This window comes from Bordetella parapertussis (genome assembly GCF_020735925.1).
GTDB classification, from domain to species: domain Bacteria; phylum Pseudomonadota; class Gammaproteobacteria; order Burkholderiales; family Burkholderiaceae_B; genus Bordetella; species Bordetella pertussis.
Genome location: NZ_CP085971.1, coordinates 1904603 through 1928196, shown reverse-complemented (window position 1 = coordinate 1928196; position 23594 = coordinate 1904603). Strand labels below are relative to the sequence as shown.

General features: G+C 66.0%; 27 protein-coding genes and 1 pseudogene. 6 read left to right on the top strand and 22 right to left on the bottom strand.

What is annotated here, in order from left to right:
- The first annotated feature begins 24 nt into the window (after nucleotides 1–24).
- The gene (locus LK409_RS09260) at nucleotides 25–2046 is read left to right on the top strand and encodes a SpoIIE family protein phosphatase (RefSeq protein WP_010928442.1); all 2022 of its coding nucleotides are present in this window, start codon (nucleotides 25–27) and stop codon (nucleotides 2044–2046) included.
- Nucleotides 2043–3275, top strand: coding sequence for an ABC transporter substrate-binding protein (locus tag LK409_RS09255; protein ID WP_010928441.1), 1233 nt, complete (start codon nucleotides 2043–2045; stop codon nucleotides 3273–3275). Before LK409_RS09260 ends, LK409_RS09255 begins: the two co-directional genes overlap by 4 nt.
- A 41-nt stretch (nucleotides 3276–3316) precedes the next feature.
- On the opposite strand, the gene LK409_RS09250 is transcribed toward LK409_RS09255, so the two are convergent.
- Nucleotides 3317–4801: a glutamate-cysteine ligase family protein gene (locus LK409_RS09250; protein WP_010928440.1), complete on the bottom strand. Its 1485-nt coding sequence runs from the start codon at nucleotides 4799–4801 to the stop codon at nucleotides 3317–3319.
- Between the two features lie 36 nt (nucleotides 4802–4837).
- Between LK409_RS09250 and bspR the strand changes: the two genes are divergently transcribed.
- Together bspR and LK409_RS09240 are read left to right on the top strand one after the other, a co-directional pair.
- The gene (gene bspR / locus LK409_RS09245) at nucleotides 4838–5536 is read left to right on the top strand and encodes a type III secretion system regulator BspR (RefSeq protein ID WP_010928439.1); all 699 of its coding nucleotides are present in this window, start codon (nucleotides 4838–4840) and stop codon (nucleotides 5534–5536) included.
- A 174-nt stretch (nucleotides 5537–5710) separates the two neighbouring features.
- Nucleotides 5711–6310: pseudogene (locus LK409_RS09240) on the top strand (RNA polymerase sigma factor); the annotation flags it as partial.
- Nucleotides 6311–6337: 27 nt separating this feature from the next.
- On the opposite strand, the gene bscC reads toward LK409_RS09240, so the two are convergent.
- The 21 genes from bscC to bsp22 are packed head-to-tail and all read right to left on the bottom strand — an operon-like array spanning nucleotide 6338 to nucleotide 21956.
- Entirely contained in the window at nucleotides 6338–8140 is a 1803-nt protein-coding gene (gene bscC / locus LK409_RS09235; RefSeq protein WP_003809915.1) for a SctC family type III secretion system outer membrane ring subunit BscC, read from the bottom strand.
- Nucleotides 8131–8529 carry a type III secretion system protein BscW gene (gene bscW, locus LK409_RS09230; RefSeq protein ID WP_010928438.1) on the bottom strand — a complete coding sequence of 133 codons (399 nt, stop codon included), beginning with the start codon at nucleotides 8527–8529 and terminating at the stop codon, nucleotides 8131–8133. The genes bscC and bscW overlap by 10 nt, the downstream gene beginning before the upstream one ends.
- The gene (bscU, locus tag LK409_RS09225) at nucleotides 8526–9575 is read right to left on the bottom strand and encodes a SctU family type III secretion system export apparatus subunit BscU (protein ID WP_003809911.1); all 1050 of its coding nucleotides are present in this window, start codon (nucleotides 9573–9575) and stop codon (nucleotides 8526–8528) included. The genes bscW and bscU overlap by 4 nt, the downstream gene beginning before the upstream one ends.
- Nucleotides 9572–10372 (bottom strand): SctT family type III secretion system export apparatus subunit BscT, encoded by an 801-nt coding sequence (gene bscT / locus LK409_RS09220; protein WP_010928437.1) that lies wholly within the window; start codon nucleotides 10370–10372, stop codon nucleotides 9572–9574. Before bscT ends, bscU begins: the two co-directional genes overlap by 4 nt.
- Nucleotides 10373–10383: 11 nt before the next feature.
- Nucleotides 10384–10650: a SctS family type III secretion system export apparatus subunit BscS gene (bscS, locus tag LK409_RS09215; RefSeq protein ID WP_033447679.1), complete on the bottom strand. Its 267-nt coding sequence runs from the start codon at nucleotides 10648–10650 to the stop codon at nucleotides 10384–10386.
- 5 nt (nucleotides 10651–10655) lie between these two features.
- Nucleotides 10656–11327: a SctR family type III secretion system export apparatus subunit BscR gene (gene bscR / locus LK409_RS09210; protein ID WP_003809905.1), complete on the bottom strand. Its 672-nt coding sequence runs from the start codon at nucleotides 11325–11327 to the stop codon at nucleotides 10656–10658.
- Nucleotides 11324–12403, bottom strand: a complete 1080-nt coding sequence (bscQ, locus tag LK409_RS09205; protein WP_010928436.1) for a SctQ family type III secretion system cytoplasmic ring protein BscQ — start codon at nucleotides 12401–12403, stop codon at nucleotides 11324–11326. Before bscQ ends, bscR begins: the two co-directional genes overlap by 4 nt.
- Complete coding sequence (bscP, locus tag LK409_RS09200) at nucleotides 12400–12948, bottom strand: type III secretion system protein BscP (RefSeq protein ID WP_003809901.1); 549 nt, start codon at nucleotides 12946–12948, stop codon at nucleotides 12400–12402. Before bscP ends, bscQ begins: the two co-directional genes overlap by 4 nt.
- Nucleotides 12945–13454: a type III secretion system central stalk protein BscO gene (gene bscO, locus LK409_RS09195; protein WP_010926206.1), complete on the bottom strand. Its 510-nt coding sequence runs from the start codon at nucleotides 13452–13454 to the stop codon at nucleotides 12945–12947. The genes bscP and bscO overlap by 4 nt, the downstream gene beginning before the upstream one ends.
- Nucleotides 13454–14788, bottom strand: coding sequence for a SctN family type III secretion system ATPase BscN (bscN, locus tag LK409_RS09190; protein WP_010928435.1), 1335 nt, complete (start codon nucleotides 14786–14788; stop codon nucleotides 13454–13456). The genes bscO and bscN overlap by 1 nt, the downstream gene beginning before the upstream one ends.
- A gap of 4 nt (nucleotides 14789–14792) precedes the next feature.
- Nucleotides 14793–15431 (bottom strand): SctL family type III secretion system stator protein BscL, encoded by a 639-nt coding sequence (gene bscL / locus LK409_RS09185; protein WP_076879814.1) that lies wholly within the window; start codon nucleotides 15429–15431, stop codon nucleotides 14793–14795.
- Complete coding sequence (gene bscK / locus LK409_RS09180; protein ID WP_003809894.1) at nucleotides 15401–16063, bottom strand: SctK family type III secretion system sorting platform protein BscK; 663 nt, start codon at nucleotides 16061–16063, stop codon at nucleotides 15401–15403. Before bscK ends, bscL begins: the two co-directional genes overlap by 31 nt.
- Nucleotides 16056–16880: a SctJ family type III secretion inner membrane ring lipoprotein Bsc gene (gene bscJ / locus LK409_RS09175; RefSeq protein WP_010928434.1), complete on the bottom strand. Its 825-nt coding sequence runs from the start codon at nucleotides 16878–16880 to the stop codon at nucleotides 16056–16058. The genes bscK and bscJ overlap by 8 nt, the downstream gene beginning before the upstream one ends.
- Complete coding sequence (sctI, locus tag LK409_RS09170) at nucleotides 16877–17305, bottom strand: type III secretion system inner rod subunit SctI (protein WP_003809891.1); 429 nt, start codon at nucleotides 17303–17305, stop codon at nucleotides 16877–16879. Before sctI ends, bscJ begins: the two co-directional genes overlap by 4 nt.
- Nucleotides 17302–17829 (bottom strand): type III secretion system protein Bcr4, encoded by a 528-nt coding sequence (bcr4, locus tag LK409_RS09165; RefSeq protein ID WP_010928433.1) that lies wholly within the window; start codon nucleotides 17827–17829, stop codon nucleotides 17302–17304. Before bcr4 ends, sctI begins: the two co-directional genes overlap by 4 nt.
- 4 nt (nucleotides 17830–17833) lie before the next feature.
- Nucleotides 17834–18295: a SycD/LcrH family type III secretion system chaperone BcrH2 gene (gene bcrH2 / locus LK409_RS09160; RefSeq protein WP_003809889.1), complete on the bottom strand. Its 462-nt coding sequence runs from the start codon at nucleotides 18293–18295 to the stop codon at nucleotides 17834–17836.
- Nucleotides 18296–18318: 23 nt separating this feature from the next.
- Nucleotides 18319–19527, bottom strand: coding sequence for a type III secretion system translocon subunit BopB (bopB, locus tag LK409_RS09155; RefSeq protein ID WP_010928432.1), 1209 nt, complete (start codon nucleotides 19525–19527; stop codon nucleotides 18319–18321).
- 23 nt (nucleotides 19528–19550) lie between these two features.
- Nucleotides 19551–20492 (bottom strand): type III secretion system translocon subunit SctB, encoded by a 942-nt coding sequence (gene sctB / locus LK409_RS09150; RefSeq protein ID WP_010928431.1) that lies wholly within the window; start codon nucleotides 20490–20492, stop codon nucleotides 19551–19553.
- A gap of 47 nt (nucleotides 20493–20539) precedes the next feature.
- The gene (bcrH1, locus tag LK409_RS09145) at nucleotides 20540–21025 is read right to left on the bottom strand and encodes a SycD/LcrH family type III secretion system chaperone BcrH1 (RefSeq protein WP_010928430.1); all 486 of its coding nucleotides are present in this window, start codon (nucleotides 21023–21025) and stop codon (nucleotides 20540–20542) included.
- A gap of 15 nt (nucleotides 21026–21040) precedes the next feature.
- On the bottom strand, nucleotides 21041–21316 hold the full coding sequence (btc22, locus tag LK409_RS09140; RefSeq protein WP_003809883.1) for a type III secretion system chaperone Btc22: 276 nt from the start codon (nucleotides 21314–21316) through the stop codon (nucleotides 21041–21043).
- Between the two features lie 22 nt (nucleotides 21317–21338).
- Nucleotides 21339–21956 carry a type III secretion system needle tip complex Bsp22 gene (bsp22, locus tag LK409_RS09135; protein ID WP_041937194.1) on the bottom strand — a complete coding sequence of 206 codons (618 nt, stop codon included), beginning with the start codon at nucleotides 21954–21956 and terminating at the stop codon, nucleotides 21339–21341.
- 163 nt (nucleotides 21957–22119) lie between these two features.
- Between bsp22 and bopN the strand changes: the two genes are divergently transcribed.
- Both bopN and sycN read left to right on the top strand, forming a co-directional pair.
- Nucleotides 22120–23217 carry a SctW family type III secretion system gatekeeper subunit BopN gene (gene bopN, locus LK409_RS09130; protein ID WP_003809880.1) on the top strand — a complete coding sequence of 366 codons (1098 nt, stop codon included), beginning with the start codon at nucleotides 22120–22122 and terminating at the stop codon, nucleotides 23215–23217.
- Nucleotides 23214–23591, top strand: coding sequence for a type III secretion chaperone SycN (gene sycN / locus LK409_RS09125; RefSeq protein ID WP_003809878.1), 378 nt, complete (start codon nucleotides 23214–23216; stop codon nucleotides 23589–23591). The genes bopN and sycN overlap by 4 nt, the downstream gene beginning before the upstream one ends.
- Nucleotides 23592–23594: the final 3 nt, after the last annotated feature.

Genomic DNA, 23594 nt, shown 5'->3' with positions numbered 1-23594 from the left:
CCGCACGTAGTACGAAACCCTTTCATGTTCATGCGCCGTACTCCCCGGCTAGAGCTGCCGCTTTCATTGCGTGGGAAGTTCCTCCTGCTCATTGCATCCACGCTGCTACTCGTAGGCATCGTCGTGATGCTCGTGACCCAGCGCGATGTCACGAACAACATCATCAAGAACGAACTGCATGCCGTCAGTAACATCATGGACTTGGTAGTTCGTGACACCGACACGCGCTGGTCCACGCTGCTCGACGACAAGATCCGCACCATCCGGGAAAGCCGCAGGCAACTGATCCAGCTCAGCGCGGTCGTGATATCGGTGCTGAACGCCTATGCCGCGCAGGCCGAGCGCGGACACGTCACGACCGGCGCCGCCAAGGGCATGGCGCGTGTCTGGCTGAACCATCTCGACCTGGGGCCACGCCGCGTCGCCTTCGCCTATGACGCGGAAGGCACCGTGCTGGCCAGCACCAACCCCCGGATGATCGACCGGGACCTCTCCGGGATCCGCGATTTCAAGGGCCGGCCGCTCGCCGCCGCCATGTACGAGGAAAGCCGCAACGGCGGTCGCGGCTTCGCCATCTATCCGTCTCCCCTGGACGAGTCCGCCCAGATGCGGCACGCCTATTTCGTGTACTTCCCCGCGTGGAAGTGGGTTCTCGCCATCTCCGATAGCTCACAAGCCATCATCGACAAGGTTGCCGCCCAGAAAGCCAACATGATTGCCGCGATAGACCGGAACCTGTCGGAGCTGCGGCTCAGCCGCCATGGTTTCGTGTTCGTGGTTGCGGACGATGGCACGGTGATCGTGCCGCCGCCCCCATCGGCCGCCCGGCTGCTGGATTCGACAGACGTCGAATCGGGACGGGTATTGCATACGATGCTTGCCGAAATCTCGTCTACCCGCGGCCTGACGTTGCGCTTTACCAACGGCGAAAGCGCCTGGCAGATCGACGCCCTGCGATACAAGCCGCTGCATTGGACCATCATCGGTGTCGTTCCCGAGCCGGACCTGACCGACCCGGCACAGAACCTGGCGCGCCGGCAGGCACTGATCTTCGCCGCCACCTTGCTGGCCGGGCTGATGCTGGCATGGGTGGTGGCGGTGCGCATCGCCCGGCCGTTGGCGCAACTGAGCAACTACGCTCGCCAGCTTCCCAACCAGGACCTCACCGAGCCGATCCGGGTTCCGCCGTCGGTGGCATGCCTGCCGCGCCGGCGGCGCGACGAAGTCGGACAACTCGCCGAATCGTTCCTGTTCATGAACGAACAGCTGCACCACAATGTGCGGGCCCTGATGGCGCAGATATCGAACCGCGAACGCCTCGAAAGCGAATTGAGCATTGCCCGCTCCATCCAGCTTGGCCTGCTTCCCCAGCCGTTGTCCGATGCGGCCACGCGCGGCAGCCAGTTGCGTGCCGTCATGTACCCGGCCCGGGAGGTCGGTGGGGATTTCTACGACTACTTCGTGCTGGCAGACGGGCGTCTGTGCTTTGCCATCGGCGACGTATCCGGAAAAGGCGTGCCCGCGGCCCTGTTCATGGCCATCGTCAGGACCTTGATACGCAGCGTGGCCGAAGAAGAGCACGACCCGGGCGCCATCGCCACCAAGGTGAACCACCGTCTGGTCGAGAACAATCCCAAGCTGATGTTCGTCACCTTGCTGATAGGCGTCTTCACCCCGGAAACAGGCGCCCTGACCTGGGTCAACGCCGGCCACCCGCCGCCGTTGCTCATCGACGAACGAGGCGAGGTTCGCCTGCTTCAAGGAAGCAGCGGCGCGGCCTGCGGCGTGCTGGACAACGAAGCGTATTCCACCCTGAGCACCACCTTGCCGAACGGCACCTCGCTGGTCGCGTTTACCGACGGCGTCACCGAAGCCATCCACGGCGGCTGCGCCCAGTATGGGCTGCCGCGGCTGGTCGCCCTGATGCAGGGCGCGCCGCGCGCAGCGGCCGAACTCATCGAGCACATTCTGCACGACCTACGCGAATTCGCCGCCGATTCCGAACAATCCGACGATCTCACCATCATCGCCATTCATCGCCCATGACCCTTCGCCCCGGAATACTCGCCCCGCTCGCCCCGCTCGCCCCGCTCGCCCCGCTCGCCCCGCTCGCCCTGCTCGCCCTGCTTCTTGGCCTCGCGTGGCCCATCGCGGCGGCATCCAGCCCTCCTCCTGTCGCGGCCCTGAGCTCCGACGTCGCCCTTACCTCGCCCCGCCTTCCGCCTCCCTCCCATACCTCCGGCCAGAAATGGCGCATCGGTTATGTGGGTAGCGGCGAGTACGAAGAGTATCTGCGCACGCTCTACGCGATCGCGCGCGCATTGCAACAACTCGGATGGCTGCATATCGACGACATGCCTGAGATAACCGATATGCGAAAGGCCTGGCTTTACCTGGCCACGCATGCCCGCAGCAACTACATCGAGTTCGTGCCCGATGCGTGGTGGCAGCCCGGCAACTTCGACACCGCCTTGCGGCCCGCCGTGCGCGAAGCCGTTGCGGCACGCCTGCGTGGCGCCAAGGACATCGACCTGATCATCGCCATGGGCACCTGGGCCGGACAGGACATGGTCGAACTGGGCACGCCGGTACCCACCGTGGTCGTCTCGTCGACCGACCCGATAAGCGCCCGGATCATACCCAGTGCGGCCGACAGCGGCCAGGACAACCTGCATGCCCGGGTACAGCCCGACCACTACCAGCGGCAGATCCAGCTGCTCCATGACATCGTGCCGTTCAAGACGCTTGGACTGGTCTACGAAGACACCGAAGCAGGCCGCACTTACGCAGCCATCGATAAGGTCGCTGCACTAATGCCGACATTGGATTTCTCCGTCAAGCGTTGCGACGCACGCGCGACCGGCATCCCCATCGCCACAGCAACCCAGAACGTTCTGAATTGCTACCAGAAGCTGTCGAGCGAAGTCGACGCCTTTTACGTCACCGAGCACCGGAGCATCACCTCGACGTCCGTCAAGCAGCTCGCCGCGCTGCTGCGCGCCGCCCGCGTACCCAGTTTCTCGATGCAAGGCTCCGACGAGGTCAAGGCCGGCCTGTTGATGAGCCTGGCCAAGGCGGACTACTCCAGCGTAGGCATGTTCCACGCCCAGACCATTGCCCGCATTTTCAATGGGGAAAAGCCGCGCAGCATCAGCCAGGTCTGGAATGCCCCCGCCAAGATAGCCATCAATCTGGAAACGGCGCGGCGCATCGGCTTCGACCCACCGGTGGATATTCTGCTGGCGGCCGACGAGGTGTACGAAGCGGAGCGCTGACGGGCCTGGCCAACGAGACCTGGAAAAGAATGTGCCGGCCCCTAGGACAGCACCGCGCGCTGCCGGCATACCTGTGCGCGGCGCATCTCAGACGTGCCGCGCGCCTGGCGCCACAAGCGCAGCATGCGGTCCGCGGCGGTCTCGCCGGTTTCCACCACGTAACGCACATAATCGAGCCATTGCTGTTCGTCGCCGGCCAGTCCGCCTTCGGCTACCGCCACGACCTGTTGGCAAAGGCAGCGCACCTGCGCATCGTCCAACGCCAAAGCGATGGCCCGATCGCGCAACGCGCGCAAGCGCAGCCAGCCCCATCGCCTCACCAGGGCCTCGGCGTCGTGCAGATTGCGCAACAGCCCCAATTGCAGCGCCGACGCCGCCATCGGCGCGCTGGCCGCGACGGCATCGCCGGCTGAGCGCAGCAAGTCGGCATCGGCAAATACCGCACCCGGCGCGCGCCCCTCGATGTAACCTTGCGCGCCGGCCTGCTCGAACAGCGCTTCCAGGCCGCCCTGCCTGTCCCAGGCTCGCAACAGCGCCGGCAAGGCGGGGACAATCGGCATCCTGTAGCGCCAACGCGCGTCCAGGAACTGCGCGAACTGCGAATAGACGAAATGTTCGCTGCGCGCGGCCAGACGCACGGAACCGCCATCATTCAGGTTTCGCGCGGGCCACGCGCCTGCATACAGGAACTCTGCCAGCGAAGGGGCTCCCACCAGGCAGGCCACATCGGCGTTCTTGTAGTCGCAAGCATCGCCCGGCGGTAGCGCCCGGCTGGAGGTCAATCCGCCGAACATCCAGCGGAAATAATCGCCGAGATCGCGAAACGGCCTTGCAGGCAGGCGATGCAGCAGGTCGTCGCCCAGGTAGCGCGCGCCTCGGAACATGCGCGGCCACAGGGTCAGGCGGTTTTCCTTGAGACCGGTAACCCGCCCTGCCTCCAGCGGGCTGTTGGCGAACATGGCGATCTGCGCGGGAGCCAGCGCCAGCACGACGTTCAGGCAGCGCGCGGCAATGGCCACGGGAACCGACGTGCAGGGGCTGTTCTGTGCCTTGGCGTCTATCCCGATCCGGTGCAGCCAGCCTCGCTGGCCGACGAGCTCCTCGTAGATGGGCCGCGGCACCCGCACTCGCCGGTACCAGTCGGCATCCAGGCTGGCGGCGGGGTGCTCGGCCGCGTTGATCAGCATCGCCCCCTCCGCGGCCAAGGCGAGCTGCGTGTCGCGCAGCTCGCGGCGCACCGCTTCGGCCAATCGGCGCAGCCCTCCAGCGCCGCCGTTCACAGGCGCGAATGCGGTTTCGAGCAGGTTATAGCCGTTATCAAGCCCGCTCAGGCCATGGGGACCGCCCACCCCGCACAGGCGCGCGCCCAGCCGGCACTCCTGCACGGACTCTCCGCGTTGACGGCGCAAGTTGCGCAGCGATTCGAAATGACGCGCCACCGGATGGCTGGCCCCGGTCGCACGACAGGCCACCACCATTTCCAGCTCGAGGCCCAGCGTATGGCCGACACTTTGCGCAGCGTTCAAGGCGAGCCTCGATGGCCGGACGGGAGCGAGGCATGCATGCCGTCGGGTTTGTCATGCCGGCATGGAACCGAAGAGCCGAAAGCGTCACACAGTGCATATTCCATGTTCCCGCTCCGTAGAACGCGATACACCCAAGGATTCGAGACAACGGCCCACCGCATGAACTTCCAGATCCCACCCGCTTTACCTGCTTTGGAGCTTGATGTCTTTGCGCGCGCCGCCAGCCAAGGAGAGACCCTTTATGTCACCAAAGCAGGCGAGCAGTTCCAGGTCATCGCATCCGGCACGACGCCATCAGGGCGCAACGTATCCTGGGTCGCCACCGACGAGGACACGCTTGTCATGTTTTCCAGCGCGCTGGCGCTGGCCTACGGCACGGGAATCGCCCGCGCCGTCGCCAAGGAGCTCGATCTGCACGCGGCCCCGACGACATCGCTGTCGGCGCGTGTCGTCACGCGAGCCGTCGACATGGCGGAAACCTCACGCCACGCCCTGCAGGGCGTGGATTTCCTTACCTTCCTGTCCTGGTCGGCGCGCGCCGACACCGCCGGCTTCCGACAAGTCTGTCACGACACCGGTGTCTCTCCCGATCAGATATCCGGAACGTTGCGTGCCACGATCGACGAAAGCATGCAGCAGCGCTTCGCATCCGCCGCACAATCAGGTAAGGCGCCGGTATCCGCCCATACGGCGCAAGAATGGTTGCGCGAGGTCCTTGCGCACCACCTGATGTAGTCCTCATACGTCGCATCGTAAGTTTTACGGAAGGCATTCAGCGCGTTGTATCTGAATGCTCCGGTAGCGACCGCGATCCGACATTAGTTTCGGAAGTTAACAACTGCCGGATAAAACCGGCAGTCAGTATCTTGGTGACGTGAATTATCACCCTTTCACTTGGTATCGCTTTGCATGGTTTCTCCCCCGTCATCCGGTCTTCCCGCTTCTCTCGAAAAACCGGACAACGCATATCCCGATATCGCCACCGAGCGATCGGACCAGCAGTTGCTGAGCAGCCTGGTAGCCGAACATGCCGGCCGATTGCAGAGATTCATCGCCAAGCACATCGGCCACAGCAGCGACGTCGAGGACCTTGCGCAACAGGCTTTCGCCGAAGCGGCCCGCGCGTATCAATCGTTTCGTGGCGACTCCCAGCTTTCCACCTGGCTGTACGGCATCGCGCTCAATCTGGTCCGCAATCACTTGTCGCGTGCGCCAGAGCGCCGTTATGAATTCACCTCCGACGCCAGCCTGGGTGTCATGCCATGCAGTGCGCCCAACCCCGAAGCCGTGACCGAGCAGCGTCAACGCATGCGCTTGCTACGCGAAGCGCTGGAGCAGCTCCCCGAAAGCATGCGCGACGTGATCCTCATGGTCGGCGTGGAAGAACTCTCCTATGAAGAGGCTGCCGCACTGCTTTCGGTTCCTGTAGGAACCATTCGCAGCCGACTTTCCCGCGCCCGCTGTGCCTTGCGCGAAGCGCTGCGCGAACGAGGCTACGACAGCGTGCCGTATAGCCCCCCCCTGCCCGGGCCACGCTCAGGGCGACGCCTCCCCCGCCTCGCCATACTCCACATGCAATGCATCCGGCACCAGCCGGACCCGCCTGCCCGCGCGGGCATCATGACGCACTTGTGTATGCCCGTCCTCGCCGGGTGCAATGCTCAGGCTGCTGCCATGCCCGCCCCAGCCCGTGCTCATGAACACCTGCGACGTGCCCGCAACGGGGCTGAAGACCGGCTTGCCCTCGATGGCCACGACACGCGGCCGGATCAGGAACAGCCGCTCACGGCGCTGTACCGCCCGGGACTTGCTCGAGAACAAGAACCCCAGGCCTGGGATATCTCCCAGCAGCGGCACTTTCTCGACCTGCTCTTCGTCACGGCGATTGTTGTAGCCGCCGATCAGCAGCGTCTGCTCGTCCCCCACCACCGCCAGCGTGCTGATGCTGCTTTTCCGGACCCGGGGCAGACCATCGATGGGATACTCCTGCAAGACCCTTCCGTCCTCGATATCGATCGCCAATTCCACCTGGCGTCCTCCCTTGGCGGCGATATAGCGCGGCGTCACACGCAACGACGTACCCACCGTGACAGGCGTGACCGTCGCTACGCGCTCGCCCAGGGTGCGAATGTAGAAGGTATCCGACAGGTCTATCATGGCGCCAAGGTTGTCGGCGGTCAGGATGGACGGCTGAGACAGGATATTGGCCTGCCCGTCCGACTCCAACGCACGCAAGCGCGCCGCCAGCCGGGTACTGACACTGATCCCCAAGGTTCCGGGCGCCAGCTCGGCCGCCGCGCCGTCCACGGGCAGACCGTTGCCGGGACGCAGCCCCAGATCGCCATACCCCAGGCTGGTGGTTCCGATCTGCGCCCCCCAGGTAACACCCAGTTCGTTGACCAGATCGGTATTGACGTCCACGATCATGGCCTCTATTTCGATCAGGGTGCTGGGCACATCCAACTGCTCGATCAGGGCACGGTAGATCGGCATCCGTTCGGGAATATCCTGCACGATCAAGGCATTGAGGCGCGTGTCGGCCTGCACGCTGGGCTCGCTCAGGCGCCGGCCAGCTGCCTGGGCCGCGCCAGCGAGCGGCGCTTTCCCGTCAGCGGCCGCATCGCCGAACACCGGCGGATTTTCCCGCAGCGGCGCCGCCACCGCGGCCAACGCCGCGTCGTTGCCCGGCCCCGCCCCCAGGATCAATTGGCGCAGCATGGTGGCCATCCCCGGCGTAACGACCTGCTGGTCTCGATAACGGATCACCCGGTCGCTCACGGAAGCATGCTTGAGGCGAAACACCGCCACCTGCTGATTGCCGGCCCCCTTGGGCAACGCCGCTACCGCCTGTTCGACCAGCGCGACATAGGCCGGCGGCCCTGACACCATGGCCACGCCTTGCGCCGGCAGCTCTCCCCACCCGAAACGTTCGTCCAGGATGCCCAGTTGCAGCAAGGCCTGGCGCAACGCCGACGGCGAAGCTCCGGCTGCATCCACCGCGCGGGTAACCACGTCGCTGGTGCGGCTGACATACAGCGTGCCGGCATGCACGAACCAGTTGAACCCATAGATGCCGCTGAGACGCTCGATGAACTCCGTGGGTGTGCGCGCATTGAAACGCCCATTGACCACGCCTTGCACCCCTTTGCCCTGTTGCAACGCCAGGCTGAAGCCTGCGGCGAACTCGCGCAGCACATCGGACAGGCTCTGCTGCTGCGCGTAATAGCTATACGGCGCCAAAGGCCAGTTCGGCGCCGCCCACGCGCTACCGGCCGCCAACAGCATGACACCCCCGGCCCATGCGCCGCGGACAAGATACCCAAGCCGACCTATTGCCATTGCGCCATCGCCCTTTTCCAAGTGGCCAAGGCATTGACGAACTCGCCCACCGCCTCGTCCACCGCCAGCGCACTGCCGGCCGGTGCGACGCGCTGGTGCAGGTACAACGCGGTTTCGCCCTGGTCTATGCCGCAGTACGCATCCGTCGCAGGGGCCATGGCGCTGGCCAGCAGGCCCGCCTGGCGCAACTGCGCCGAGCGCGCCTGCCACCCATCGGGCAGCTCGGCCAGCCGCGCCCGCAACATCAGCATGCCGTCCTCGGCGGGGATCAACCTGACGCGATGCCGTCCGTCGATCCGGACGGCAAGCCCGCCATCGGCGTCGACCGACGGATCGAGGCCATGGCGTCGCGCATAATCGGCAATATCGGGATGAATGGTTGCTGTCATGTCTGCTCCTTGAGTGCCTGGCGCACCGCCCGCAACACCGCGGCCACCGGCTCCACCAACTCGCCGGGAATGTATTGGTCCACCTCCGCCTGGTCGTGCAAGGCGCGGGCCAGCGCGACGTTCTGCATGACCGGCACGCCGGCATCGCGCGCGGCCTCGACCATGAGAGCGGCCACGGCTCCCTGCCCCATGGCCAGCACGCGCGGCAAGGGCGTCTCGCCCGCCGCGTAGTACAGGGCCACGGCCAGGTGCGTCGGATTGGTCACCAGCACCGTCGCCCGGCGAACCTGGGCCGCCGCGCCATGCATGATCAGCTCCTGGTGCAGGTGCTTGCGTTGCTGCTTGATATGGGGATCGCCTTCCATCTCCTTGTACTCCTGCTTCACTTCGTCCTTGCTCATCCGCAAGCCTTTGCGATACTGGTAACGCTGCCAAGCCAGGTCCGCCAGCGAAATCGCCCCGTACGCCAGTCCGATGTTCCAGACCATGACCTGCAGAATGCGGCCTACGCCCGTTCGCAACCCGTCCAGCCCGCTATGGGGAACGGCCATCAGCGGCTGCAAGGAATCCCGTATCACCAACGTGACCAGCACCGCCAGAAACAGGATCTTGCATACCGACTTGATGAACTCCATCAGGTTGCGCGCCGAGAAGATATTCTTCAGATTGCCGGCGGGATTCAGTTTCTCCGCCGAAGGCTTGAGCTTTCGAAACGCCAGCACGACGCCTACCTGCAGGAATTCGGCGAACATCCCCACCCCAAGCACGATGAGAATCAGCGGAGCGAGCACGCGGACGGCCTGATCGAGGATTTCCGTCAGCACGGGCCCCAATGCGACGGCGAACGCCTGGTCGGCAAAGGCCGCCGGCGCCAGTATCAGCGCTCGCAGCGATGCGAGAATGGACGGGGCATTGATCAGAAAGTGCCCGAACAAGGCGCATATCAGCGCCGTCTGGGTAAAGTCCCGGCTGTGTGCGACCTCGCCTTTCTCGCGGGAATCGCGCAGGCGCTTCGGGGTGGGTTGCTCGGTTTTCTCGCCGCTCATGAGCCGGGCCACGCTGAATGCAGGAACGGCACGATCCGGCCCACAGAACCCAGGATTTCGCCTGCATACTGGAACAACGTTGCCATGTACAGCACCAGCACAAGCAGCACCAGCGCGCTCTTTACCGGCAGAGCCAGGAAGAACACCTGCAGTTGAGGCGCGAAGCGGCTGATCAGGGCCAGGCCCAGCTCGGCCAGGAACATGGCCACGATGGCCGGCGAGGCCAGCAGCAGGACACGCGCGGCAAAGCCACTGAACTGGTCCAGCATCCGCACGGCGCCTTGCGCGGGCATGGATGGCCACCACGCCCAGATGTTCCACAACCCGAAACTGTCATACAGCATCGTGGCGAACAACCCGAATCCGCCCGCCGTCAGGAAGAACACCATGAATCCCAGATTGAAGAGAATGCCCAGGGGCGACGAATCGTTGCCCGTGGCGGGGTTGGGGATAGCGCCCAGGCTGGCGCCCCGTTGGTTGTCTATGACGAAGCCGATGGCCTCGAAGATCCAGAATGGCAAGGCAGCCAGCCAACCCAGGAACATGCCCACCATCGCCTCCTTGGCCAGCAGCGCCAGCAGCCGGGGCCAGCCGATATCCAGCGCGGCATACTGCGGCGCCAGCTGGGGAACCACGATCAGCCCGAGACAGGCGCCGACGGCGTAACGTAGCGGACCAGGCAGAAACTGACGGTTGAACATCGGCAGAAAGAGCATGGCCGCGAGTATCCGCGGTTGCGTCATGGCAAGCGTTCCCAGGAAAACCTTCGCCTCGACGAAATTGAACTCCGTGTGCATCGACTGGCCGCTCAGTGGATCCGATGAAAGGCATCGAACACCGCAATCGTGAAGTTATAGATTTCCGCGCTTATCCACCGGGCCGCCAGCATCAGCGTGGCGAACACGGCTATCAGCTTCACGGCGAAGGACAGGGTCTGCTCCTGCACCTGCGTCAAGGCCTGCAACAGGGAAAACAGCGTTCCCACGATCGCCGCCACGGCGATGGGCGGCAACGACAGCCAGAGCACCAGGTACAACGCCTGTGTCATGAACGAAACCAGGTCTTGGGTTTGCATGCTGGTCACCGATAGGAAAGCACCAGGCCCTGGATCAGGCGCGTCCAGCCGTCCACCATGACGAACAGGAACAGCTTCAACGGCATGGAGATCGTCACGGGAGAAACCATCATCATTCCCATGGCAAGAAGAATGTTCGATACGATGAGGTCGATGATGATGAACGGCAGGTACAGCAGAAAGCCAAGCTGGAATGCGGCGGTCAGCTCCGAAACCAGAAATGCGGGCGTCAGTACCAGCAAGTTGTCTTCCGACAGGTCCCGCGATGCCTCCTCGCCCCACAGATGACGCGCTGTGCGCAGGAAGAAATCACGCTGGGCCGGCTGGCTGTTGCGCAGCATGAAGGCCCGCAGCGGCGCCACTCCTCGCTCGACCACGCCAAGCACGGCGTCCAGCGCCATCGGCGCGGCGGTGCCGGACTCCCCGGCTTGCGCGGTCAAGGCCTGGACCTCGGTGCCTATCCTGTGAACGACCGGCGCCATCACATACGCGGAAAGAATAAGCGCCAGGCCGTACAGGGCCATGTTGGGCGGTACCTGTTGCACTCCCAGGGCGTTGCGCACCAAGGCAAGCACGACGGCGATCTTCAGGAACGACGTGGTCATGACGACGATGAGCGGTACCAGCGCCAGCAGCGCCAGAAAAAGGGCCAGGCTGAAGGGGTCGGTATCGCTCATGCGAGTCCAGGCCTGACCGACTGCAATACCACGCCGATGCGGCCGTCGATGTCGACCAGCCGGCCGCTGCCCAGCAACAGGCCATTGGCCCGCACCATGACCGGCCCGTCGGCGATGGGCCGCTCGAGGTCGAACGTGCAACCCGGATGCAGGCTGCGCAGTTGCGCAAGCGTGAACTCGCGCTCGCCCAGGTCGAACGTCAGGCGCACGGGTATCTGATCGGTGTCGAGCGTCGCCTCGGCCTGTGCCGGGGTTTCGCCAGGGTCAGGTGTCGCGGGTTCCGTCATGATGGGAGTCCAACCTTGAGTTACACGAAAAGACGCGTGCTCGGCCCGTACCCGGATCGCGCTGGGTCCGGCCGACAACCATAGTTCTCCGGCATCGTTCACCCGGTACTGCGCGAGCAGCACGACGTCGCCCGCTCGCAGCGTCCGCAGCTGGCCTGCGGCCACGGACGCCGCGCCGACATCGGCACGCAACCTGACCGGCACGCGCTCCGGATTGACCGGACCATCGGCAAGCGCAACGGAATCCAACGCCGCCGCGACCGCTTGCAAGGCCCATGCGTCGCATGCCAGTACCGCGCGCCAGACGCTACCGTCAGGCGCCCGTACCGTCAGGGTCCAGCGATGCGGCTGAACCGGTGGCTTCCCGCCTTGCCGCGCCACGCGGACCGGGCCTTGCTGGTCGAGTCCGGCCATGCCTCGACAGACCTCCTCCAGCATTGCCTCCAGGGCCGCCGCCGCAATGGGTTCCGGCAACTCCACGCCGGAAAACCGGGGCAGGCGCGCCGCCAGCCATCCCGCCGCGGCCGCGCGCGGAACCGTCAGGCCGATGTACGTCCCGGCCCATTGCAGTTGCAGGCTTTCCATCTCGCCATCGGCAAGGTCGCCATGCACGCAAGGCGTCAGGGCGCAGTGCCAGCACACGGCCGGCTCGCCAAGCCGAACGTCGAATCGCGCGCCATGGCATGCAATCCTCGACAGGGCATGGGCCTCGCCGGCGCTCAACCGCGGAACCGCGAGATCCACCATGCCAGCGGCCTGCGCCGCCGCCCCGCCGGCCACTCGATTCATCGCCACGGCCGCTGCGCGCGCGCCACCCGCTCGTGCGGCTCGCCGTCGCATGCCACCGTAACCTCGACATCGCGCGCCAGCTCCAGCGCGAGCTCCATGGCCAACCGGTCGGCGCACGCGTGCAGGCGCTCGCAAGCGTCCCGCTGCCGGCACGCGAAAGCGACCACGATCCAGCCGCCGTCCTCCCGTACCGACAAGGTGGTGTCGGGTAGCAGCGTATCGTCCACAACGATACGGGCTTCGCGATGCCCCTCCAGCACGTCGCCTACCGCCAGCCCCGCAGCCACGCTTGCCAGCGCTTGGGCCAGACTGGCCGGCGGACGGCCGGCCGCAGGTTCCACCGACGCCAGCCAGCCGACGCAGGCCGGCCCCGGCGCCAGGCGTTGCGACCCGGACAGTTCTTCCTTCGCTTTCTCCTGTTCCATTTCCCGCTCGAAGGCACGCTGCGCATCCCGATCCGGCTGACGCGCATACGGCGTGCGCGCCACGCCCATGCGCTGCCCGCCGCCGGCCATGGGCGAACCCAGCCCGTCTGGCTGGTTCATAGCCGCGCCAGGCCGTCACCGGCTCGCGATGCATCGTCGCGCCCACGCGCCGACAATTCGATGGCTTCCTGAATTTCGCGATCCTCCAGGCTCTCGCGCAAGGCCGCCGCCTCGACCTGCTGCAGGCGCACCAACTCGGCGATCCGTTGCTGCGCCTGGAAGCACTCCCGGTGCTGCTCGCGCTGCTGCGCGAGCAGCTGGATTTCATGCTCGTGGCGGCGCACGGCGTCGTCGAGCTGCAGCGCCAGGCTGGCCTGGCGGTCGCGGGCGTGGCCCACTCGTTGCAGCACCTCGTCGATGTCGCGTGTCTTGACGATGCGCCGGCACAGCTCGGCATAAAGACGGTTTTCGAGCTGCCCGGCCCACAGGCGACAATCGTCGAGGCGGCCTTGCGCCTGGCGCTGCGCCGCGGCAGCAACCGCGCAGGCCTGCTGTTGGCGTTTCAGCGCAAGCTGGGCTTGGTCGGCGCGAAAATGCTTGATGGCAAGCAGGCTTTCCAGGTCCATTAGGATTCGGGTCCGATGATTTCAGCCATGCGCAGTACGGTATCCTCGAATGCTTCGCGTTCGTCGGTTAGTTGTCTGAGAAACGCATTGATCTGTCCGATCTTCTGTATCGCCTCATCGGTCGACGCATCGGCGCCCTGCTTGTGCTCGCCGATTTTCACCAACAGCTCGACGTCCTGGTACTTGGCCATCAGTTCGCGCATACGTCCGGCCAGGTACTTGTGACGTGGCGACACCACGGCATTCATGACCCGGCTGGCTGAGGCCAGCACGTCGACGGCAGGATAGTGATTCGCCGCTCCCAGCTTGCGCGAGAGCACGATGTGGCCGTCCAGTATCGAACGCGTCTCGTCGGCCACCGGTTCGTTCATGTCGTCCCCCTCGACCAGCACCGTATACAGCGCCGTGATCGAACCCGTCTGGTTCATGCCGGCGCGCTCCATCAGTTTTGGCAGGGTGGCGAACACCGACGGCGGATAGCCGCGCCGCGTCGGCGGCTCGCCTGCCGCCAAGCCGATTTCACGCTGGGCTCGCGCAAAGCGGGTGACCGAGTCCATCAGAAAAAGTACACGCTGCCCTTGATCGCGGAAGTATTCGGCGATGGCGGTTGCGACGTATGCCGCCTTGGCACGCTCCATCGAGGACTTGTCGCTGGTCGCGCAGACGATCACGCTCTTGCGTCTGCCCTCCGGACCGAGTTCGTGCTCAAGGAACTCGCGAACTTCCCGCCCACGCTCGCCGATCAGCGCCACCACCGTCACGTCGACCGCGGCGCCCTTGACCAGCATGCCCAGCAAGGTCGACTTGCCGCCGCCGGCTGCTGCGAAAATTCCCAGACGCTGGCCTTCCCCGCATGTAAGCAAACCGTCCAGTACGCGCACCCCCAGCTCCAGCGGAGCATGGATGATGCGACGCGTCAGCGGATCCGGCGCATCGGCGAAGACCGGATAGAACTTGTGGGCATGCAGCGGCCCTGACTCGGCGACGTCCAGCGGACGTCCCAGCCCGTCCAGCACGCGTCCCAGCAAGCCCGGACCGACGGGCACCATATGCGTGCGTCCGGTCGGTATCACCTCGGTCGCCGAGGAAATCCCGTACATGTCGCCGATGGGCGTGAGCAAGGCGGCGTCGCGAACAAAGCCCACCACTTCGCCGTGCATCTCGAAGTCCTCGCCAGGATTGCGCAGCAGGCACACTTCGCCGATCTTGACCATCGGAACGACGGCCTTGATGATCGTTCCCACCACTTGCACCACTCGGCCCTTTATCCGCAACGTGGACAGATCCTGCAGGGCCACCCGCATCATCTCCGTGATGTAGTGGTACTGACGCATGCCCCTATCCGCGCCGGCCGAATGTACGTTCGAAGGCCGCCCGCAAGGCGCACAGCTGGTCCTCGAGGCTGGCCTCGACCATGCCTATCTCGCTCTCCAGTATGCAGGCTCCCGGCGTCAGCCTGGCGTCGGGCAGCAGGTCCAGGTAGCCCACGCCCGGATAGGCCGCCAGCAGCTGGTTCATGCCTTCCCGGAGCACATCCACCTCGTCGGGGTGCAGGCGCAAGGTCATCTGGCGCTGATTGCGCACGACCGCCAATGCGTTGCGCACGGCGATCACGGTGCGCTCGCGGTCGTCGTAACCGTCGACGATCTTGCGGACCGCGCTCATGACCAGTTCGATCATCTCGTTCTCGATACCCGCGAAGTAGTCGATCGTGCGGCTTACCGTTTCTATCATCTTCTCCGCCTGATCCGTAAGCGCTTCGCGGCGCCCCTCCTCATAGCCTCGCCTGCGCTCGCGCTCGAACTCCTCTCGCGCCTCGGCCACGATTTCGTCGGCCCGCCGATGTGCCTGGGCAACGATCTGCGCGGCGCTGAGCAGCTCGGCGTAGTCTTCGGCGCGCAAGACGTCGGTCGCGGGATCCGCACGGCAGGGCCGTACCGCCTGGATCAGGCTTGGGCGGGGAACGAGGAAAGCCATTCGGCATCCAGGATTTCGAGCATGGACAGCACCAGCGCAAGCGCCGCCTCGGGCGGCAGGACGGGCGCGGGATCAAGGTCGCGCGGCAACTTCAGCGCGCAACGCAGCGCTATCTCGTCGGCGGCGCCCTGCACGGCGTCGCGCAGCAGGGCCCAGCCCAGTTTCTGCGCCGCCTGGACCGTGGCGGCCAGGGTCCAGTCCGAACTGGCGGCGATCCCGTCATGCAGGGCCCGCGCCGCGGAAGACACGGCGAAATTCATCACATCGCGCCCGAGCGCGGCATGCAAGGTACGGACCTCGGCGCCGTCTATCGCGCGTCGCAGGCGCGGCGCGCACAGCAGCGCTCCCGCATGGGCGGCGCAGGTGCGCAAGGCGTCCGTGGACAATAGCGCGACCTTCAACTGCGGCGGATCGAGGCTCAGGACCGGCTGGTTCAGCAGGCCCAGCTCGCACAAGATCCAGCGCGACCAATGGCGATGCCATGCGTTGGCCAACGCCGCGTCGGCATTGCACAACGCGCGCACCCAATCGGCTGGAAACGTCTCGTCGTGGCGACTGGCATGCAGGGTCAGGCTGGGCAGGAGATTGAATATCATGAGCCGCTCGGAAAGCAGCACGCTCTTCTCAGTCATGCCCGGCTCCTTCCGTGGCGCCGGCGCCAGCGCCGCCGCGCCCTTCGCCGCGGGACCAGCGCGTGCGCCAGGCGTAGAGCGCGGCCCCCGCCACTATCAGGCACAGCACCGGCAACAACAGCAGCAACAGCGAAAATCTCAGGACCGATCCGTCCGCGACTTGTACGCCAAGCACGCGGCGCCACGCGACCGGCACGGGTGCGGCCTGAACGGGCTGGGCCACCACCAGGGCAACCGATACACGGTCCTCGGCCAGGCCCGGGATAGCATGCGTGACCAGCTTGCGGATCTCGGGCACGAGCGCGTCGAGGCTCTGTCCGTCGCGGTACTTGAGAAACACCCCTGCCGTCGAAGGGGTGGCCGGCTCGCCGACCGCGCCGCGCTCGGGAAGCACCACGTGCACGCGGGCGCTGAGCACGCCGTCGATCTGCGACAGAGTGTCGGCCAATTCCTGAGATAGCGCATAAATGTAGCGGGCGCGCTCTTCGAGCGGCGATGAAACCAGGCCTTCCTTGCGGAATATGCGCCCCATTCCGTCGAACTGCTCGCGGGGCAGGCCGCTTGCGCGCAGGATCTCCAGCGACCGGGCCACCGCCTCGGCCGGCACCGAAACCGCGTAGCCGGCCTTGCCGGACTGCTTCTGCGCAGCGATGCCTGCCTCGAGCAGCGCCGCCAATACTTCGTTGGCTTCGTTCTCGGGCGCCGCGCCCAACAGCTCGACGCGGGCGCCGCAGCCGGCCAGCAGCGCCAGGGCGAGCGCCAGGGCCGCCCATCCCGCGCCGCGCCGATACCGTTGGATCGCCCCGATGGCGTTCATGACATTCTCGCCAGCGTGTCGACGTTCTGGGTGGCGCGCCCTATTGCCTTGCCCACCAACTCGTACTCCACGGATGCCTGTAGCAACCTGGCCTGCAGATCGAGCATACCCACCACGGTAGGCGCCTGGCTCACCTCGGCCAAGCCCGTCTGCACCGCCCGCCATTTTCCTGCCACATCGGCCAGGCCGCCGCGCAACTGTCCAAGAATGCGACGGCCCAGCGGCTCGCCGAGCGCGACCGGCGCCGCCGGGCCTTCGGCCGGTGCCGGGGCGATCGCCCCGTTCGGGGCCGATGCGCCGGGCATCTCGCCCAGCGCCAACTCAAAGCGCGCCTGATCCGCCATCGCGGGAGACCGCGGCATGTCGAACGATCGAGCGAGCAGCCGTTCCTGCACGGCGTTGATCGCCGTCAGATCCAAATTCATCCAGGAGCTCCAGGTAATGGCTCGGACTGCAACGGCGCGGGCCGCATCATGGCGGGTCCGCTGTCCAACACGACCTGCGCCAGCCTTGCCGCCTCGCCACCCGCATCGATGGCTCGCTGCAGCATGCGGCGCGCCTCGTCCGAGCGGCCGGCCAGCAACAGGGCGAACCCGCACCAGGCGTCCAGTTCCGAGCGGTCCTCCGCCTGTGCCGGCTGGAAATTCGCCAGGACCTCGGCGGCTTCGTCGGGCAGCCCGGCGTTCATGCGGGCGACCGCCAGGCCGATGCAGGGATACGTCCGGCCCGGCCGTACACGTTGCAATGCATTGAAAATGGCGTCCGCGCGCGTCAGATCGCTGACGGCCGCCGCCAGAAAGCCCACTTCGGTAAGCAGGCGGGCGTCGGCCTCCTCGAGCACATGCTCCATCGGCTGTATCGGTTCCGATGGATGTATCGACGAGGCCATGGGTGAACCTGAGCCTGAGCCTGAGCCTGAGCCTGAATCTGAACCTGAGTCTGAATGCATGGAGTTACTCCGGATGTGAAACTGAAATAAGATCGAGCAAAGCGCGCGCACGGTGCGAGACCGGACCTGGCTGCCCACTTTCTGCATCGATGGCAATTGCGCCGAACAGGGCCGCCTGTGCCCGTTCGTTCTCACCCAACGCCAGCTCGCATTCGGCCGTGCGCAACACGGCGTCCGCGGAATCGGGATAGAGCGTGAGGATCAACGCATAGATATTGCGCGCCTCGTCGGGACGGTCGGTCTTCTGCAGGCATAGCGCCAGCCCGGCCCAGTAATGCTTGCGCGTGGGACCATACTGCGCGAGGAAGGCGAAGATGGGCAGCGCCTTGCCGTACTCGCACCTGGCGACGTGCGCATACGCCATCGCGTAAATCACTTCCAATTGCTCGGCCGTCAGGCGCCGGCTGCCCGGCAGCGCATCCAGCCGGGCGCGCAGCGCCGCGGCCGCGTCGTCGTGAACAGTCATGAAAATTCCTTGAGCGCCCGGCGCTACACCGCCTGGCGCCGCCCGAGGTTGGCGCTGACCTGGCTGTGCGTACTCGCCATATCGCTGATCATCTTCGCGATCATGTGATAGGCCTCGTCGAATTGAGCCAGGATCTTCTTGATATCGTCCGCCTCACGCTCCATGGCCGCCCGCAGTTTTGTCAGGCTCGCCGCCAGATCCGCCTTGTCGGCGACCAGGAGATCGGCCTGTTTGCGATCGACTGCCATCGACACGCCGACGCCGCCTTGCGCCACTGCCGTACCCCCTTGAAGGACCTGGGTGGCTACCGCGGCGGCCCGATCCCAGGCCCCCTTGATCGCCGAAGCGCTACCCGCGCCGGCTGTACCGGCGGCATTGATCGCGGCGACCGCGATCGCCGCCACGATGGACATCGCCATGGCTATGTACCCCGCGGTGGCATCGCTGGCGCCAGCCAGCCTGGCCACGCCTTGCGCCATTTCGCCCAGCATCTGGGGTTCGATCAGCAAGACGACGGGCACGGCCAGGCCGGCGACGATCTTGGCAATTTGGTCGGCCTGCGACTGATCCACCCCCAACGCTGTCAGCAGACGTCCGGCCAGCCCGGAGAGAAACCCGCCCAGGCTGATAGGCGGGCCTCCCGCCTCTTGCGATATCTGGTCGGCCAGCGATGTCACGGCGCTGACCAGTGCCATGCCGCTGAGCAGCAGCATGGGTGTGGCCGCCGCGCCGGTGGCCACACTGGCGACGGCGGCAAAGCCCACCGCCAGGGCCGATGCCACGACCGCCAGCACCTTGCCGATCCAGCCGAACACCTTGCTCAGCCATCCCTTGCTCTCGGCCTCTTCGGCCTTCCGAAACCATGCGTCCAGCTTGTCGAGCTGGGCCTGGGTGTTCTGCTTCGCCTTGACTTGCGCGTCCTGCAGGTTCTCGCGCGCCGTGGCCAACTGCCCGTCCACCGCCCTGGATCGCAAGACGCGCAGCAGGTCGGCCAAGTCGGCGGGGCTGAGATCGCGCACTGGCGGATCCAGGACGGGCGCGGTGCGCAGCGACGGTGACGCTGGAAAAGCCGGCCGGCCCGCCGCCAGAGCCAGCGTCGTCACCGGCGCCAGGATGCCGGCGCCTTCGCCGGCACTCCCGGGCTCCGGTGCCCGCATATCTATGCGAGACGGCGCAAGCGCGGCGCCGCTCGGGGCTGTGGATATGGTCGTACTCATGACGGTCATCCTCAAGATTGAAGGTTGGAGCCGGACACTCAGATATTGCGGGCCACGCTACGGGCGGTCTCGCTGCGGGACTGCTCCATTCCGGCCAGCTTTTCCCTGATGCCGCGGATGATGTCGAGCATCTGCTGCATGGCTTCGTCGGCCCGCCGCGAGGCCGTTTCATGCACCTTCGCTTCGACGTCCAGCTCCGCGCGCCTGGCCTCGTGCTCGGCGGCGCGGCGTTCCTGGGCAGCGCTGGTCAGGCTGCCGATACCGCCGGCCGTCGCGGCGCCGGCCTGGGCAACGCTCGATACGCGCTGCGACTTTGCCGACGAACGAGCCGCGTCAGCACCAAACGAGGCCGCTTGCGCTTCGAGCTGGGTTGCGCGGGCCTGCACCGTTGCCTGCAGCTCGGGGGCATCGTGCAAGCCGGCCGCCACCTTGCGGCTTGTCGAGGCCTGCTCGGAAAATGCGGCGCCCTTGGCTTGCGCAGCTGCGCCACCCATGGCCTGCAAACCCGCTGCCAGGCCCGCCCCCAGCTGCACGAAACCACCCGCTATCTGCATGGCGCCCGCCACGATCGCTCCGGCCATGCGCTCGTTGGCCGCCTGGCGCATCTGGCTGGCCGCATCGCCGAGAGCCTGCGTTTGCCGCGTGGCCTCGGCATCACGAGCGATACGGGCGGCCTCCCGCATCTGTTGACTGGCCTGTTGCAACACCGCCATCAAGGTGTAGATGTCTTCACCGAGCCGTGCTGCGTCCAGATCGTCGAGCGCCGCGCGGGTGCGGCTGACGGCGCCCCCCGCGAGCAAATCGGGCGCGGGCAGCATGCCCAGCGTGGGATCTCCCGGCTCGACGCCGCGCCGATCGACGGGCGGCGGCACAGGCGCCGCACCGCCACGACGCTGCGCCGACGGGGCCGGGGCCTGCAATTCGGAGTCAAAGACAGGGCCGGCCCCGAAAGAGCCGGGCGAAGTCGGAGAAACAGACATATCTAACCTCCTCGAATTGAAATCTTGACGGCGGACATGGCGCCGTTTCAGTCGGCACGTGCATAGCTCCTGCGCAGCGACTCGGCCCGTTCGCGCAGGGCCGCATGCTCCGGCGACCCGCACAACTCAAGCACCATGTCGAGCGTATCCAGGGCGTCGCGGCGACGACCCAACGCATACAGGCACTCGGCGCCATGCAACAGGGGCCTGGGGGAGTCCAACTGCAAAGCCGCCGCGGCCGCGTATTGCTGCAAGGCATGCTCGTACAGCCCCAGCTCCTGGGCCGCGGCGGCCAGGGCCAGCAGATAACGGGCTTCCAGCGGATCGCACGCGACCAGCAGGCAGAACATTTTCAACGCGTCGGCATAGCGGCCCTGTTCGTAGGCGCCATGAGCGATCGCGTACAACGCCTGCTGTTGCGCCTCGTCCAACCCCTGCAAGCTGCCCATCGAAGCGCCTGCGTCGAGAATATGGCGCAACGCCTCATGCGAAGCTGACGCCGGGGAGCCGCCCTGCTCGGCTGACTTTGGCATGGAAGGCCTCCGCGCTCAGACGTGGTTGTGAAGCACCCTGCGGGCCTGCGGCGCATCGGTGCTGGCCGCCTTGACGCGCGCCGCCTCGCGCTCGATGTCCGCGAGGTCATCACGGAACGCCGCCTGGGCCTCGGCCTCTATCCTTGCCTGCTCGACCGCCAGGTTGCGCAGGCGGGCGGGGTCGACGCCAACGTGGGCGTAGATCTCGTCGACGCTGCACAACGCCTTGCGGGTCTGCTCGACCAGCTCTTCCGCGGCACGCATGATGGATTGGATGTCTTGCTCCTGCATGGAATACCCCTTTGTGCAGCGCTTAGCACATGTTGTTGGTGATGGAACTGTTCAGGTCGCTGCGCCGCTTCTCGGTGTTGGTCATGACCTCGAAAGCCTCGTTGCGCTTGTTGCTGGCGGCCTGCAGCCTGATCATGTCCATCTGTTGCGTATTGGACGCCGTATCCAGCATCCCCTTTACGGTGGTGTAGGCACTTTCGAGTTCCTTATAGGTCATGGAACCGGCCATGACGCCCGTGCCGTTCACGACCTGCGTACCCCGGCCGCCGGGGGCGGTCACTTGGCCATCGCGCGCTTCGAACATGCCCGTCAGGCCGGCAGCGCGCAGCGCATCATTGAGAGGAACCTCGATCCGGCTGACCTTCTGGTTGTCCCAGCCCGGGATGGTGTCGCCCGGCTTCGGATTGGGCGGAAACTCGGCCTTGGCCCGGGACAGCGCGGACAGGACCTCGTTGAGCTGCGCCATGCGTTCATTGGCCTTCTGCACCACTTCGGCCTGGGTCTGCATTTGAGCCGTGAGGAGTTCGGCGCGACGACCCTGCACATACACCATGAGAGTCTGGATATCCATGCTCTTGAGGTCGATGCCTTGCAGGCCGCCGGCCTGCGACGTGAGTGAAACTCCGAGATCAATGGTCATGAGGGCTCCTTCGAGTTGAAAGACGCATGCTGAGTAACCCTGCGCCCGCGGCAAGTTCCAGGCTGCGAATTGCCCAATATCGCGCCCGTTTCCGGGAACCATGGCCGCGCGCGCGACACTCACTGCACCAGTAGGCAAATGGTTCCTTCTCCGAGGACTCCCCATGACTCGTATCGATGCCGCCCCCAATCCCTTCCACGCCGCCATGCAGGGGCGCCACGACGCCTCGGCCAACACCTCCTCCGGCTGGCTGCAAGGCCAGCGCATCGCACCGGCGCCCACCGGCATATCGCTGGCGGACGCGGCCGAGGAGCTCAGCCTGCACATGGCGCAGGCTGCCGAGGAAAAGCATCACTCCGAACGCAAGGTCACGGCCGAACGTCCGATGCTCTGGCTGGACGCGGCGCAGCTTGCGGAACTGTTTTCCCACACCCACGACCCCGACGCGCAGGCAAAACTGGAAGCCCTGACCGCCGAGCTGCTGCGCGGCCGGGGCGCCCCCATGCAACTGGCCGCGCAAGCGTTTACCGGTGTCACGCAGCAATACCTCGCGCTGCAGCACGCGCTGCAGCGCGGCGAGCACGAGGACGCCGCGCCGCACGCGCTCGAAGCCCTGCGCGATGCATTGGCCGACCTGGAGCTCGCCCATGGCCCCGAAATCCGCGCCGGCATCAACACCCTGCCCACGGCCAGCGCGTTCGCGCGTTCCGCTGACGAGCTGGCCGGCTTCCAGCACGCGTACCGCGACATCGCCCTGGGCCAGCTGTCGTTGGCGCGCACGCTGGACCTGGTGCTGGAACGCTATGGGAACGACGACATCCACGGCGCGCTGGGCGCGCTGATTCAGGCGCTGGGACACGACCTGGCCGCGGCGACACCGTCGACGGACGGCGTCAGGCTGCAAGTGTTGGCGAGCGATCTCTATCAAGTCGAGGTGGCCGCCACGGTACTGGAGGAATGCAATGCCCTGAAACAACGGCTGGGCAACGCAGGCTCGCAGGAGTGTGCGGACGCCCAGGGCCTGATGCGCGATCTTGTGGGAATCAGCGAGGACAAATGGATTGCGCCCGCGCGCTTCGAGAAGCTGGCAGAGCGCCACGGCGCGAATGCCCTCTCCGAGCGCATCGCATTCCTCGGCGGCGTACGCCAGATTCTCAAAGACCTGCCCACGCAGATCTACGCCGACATGGACGTGCGCGCCACCGTCCTGGCGGCTGCGCAGGATGCGCTGGACAACGCGATAGCAATGGAGAACGCATGAATACTGCCGATAAGGCGCTGCATCAGTTCGGCCAGGATATCGGCATCGAGGGCCTGGCATTCGGGCCGTCCCGATCGGCGTCGCTGGCGCTGTCCAACGGGCGCCGCCTGGGCGTCGAATGCGTCGCCGGCGCGGCCCTGGTCCACCTGGCCCAGCGGGCGGAGCGCGACGCCGCCTCCGTGTTGCTGGCGGCATGGAAACGGGCCCATGGACAGCGCGGCGGCGCCGCATCCATCCAGACGTCACTCTGGTCGGAGGACAGCGAGGACTGGATCGTCGCGCAGACACGACTGCCCGAACGCTCGCTCGACGCAGCGGCGTTGCGCCTGGCGGTGCTGGGCCTGACGAACTGGCTCGACCGCCTGGAGGCGTGACGC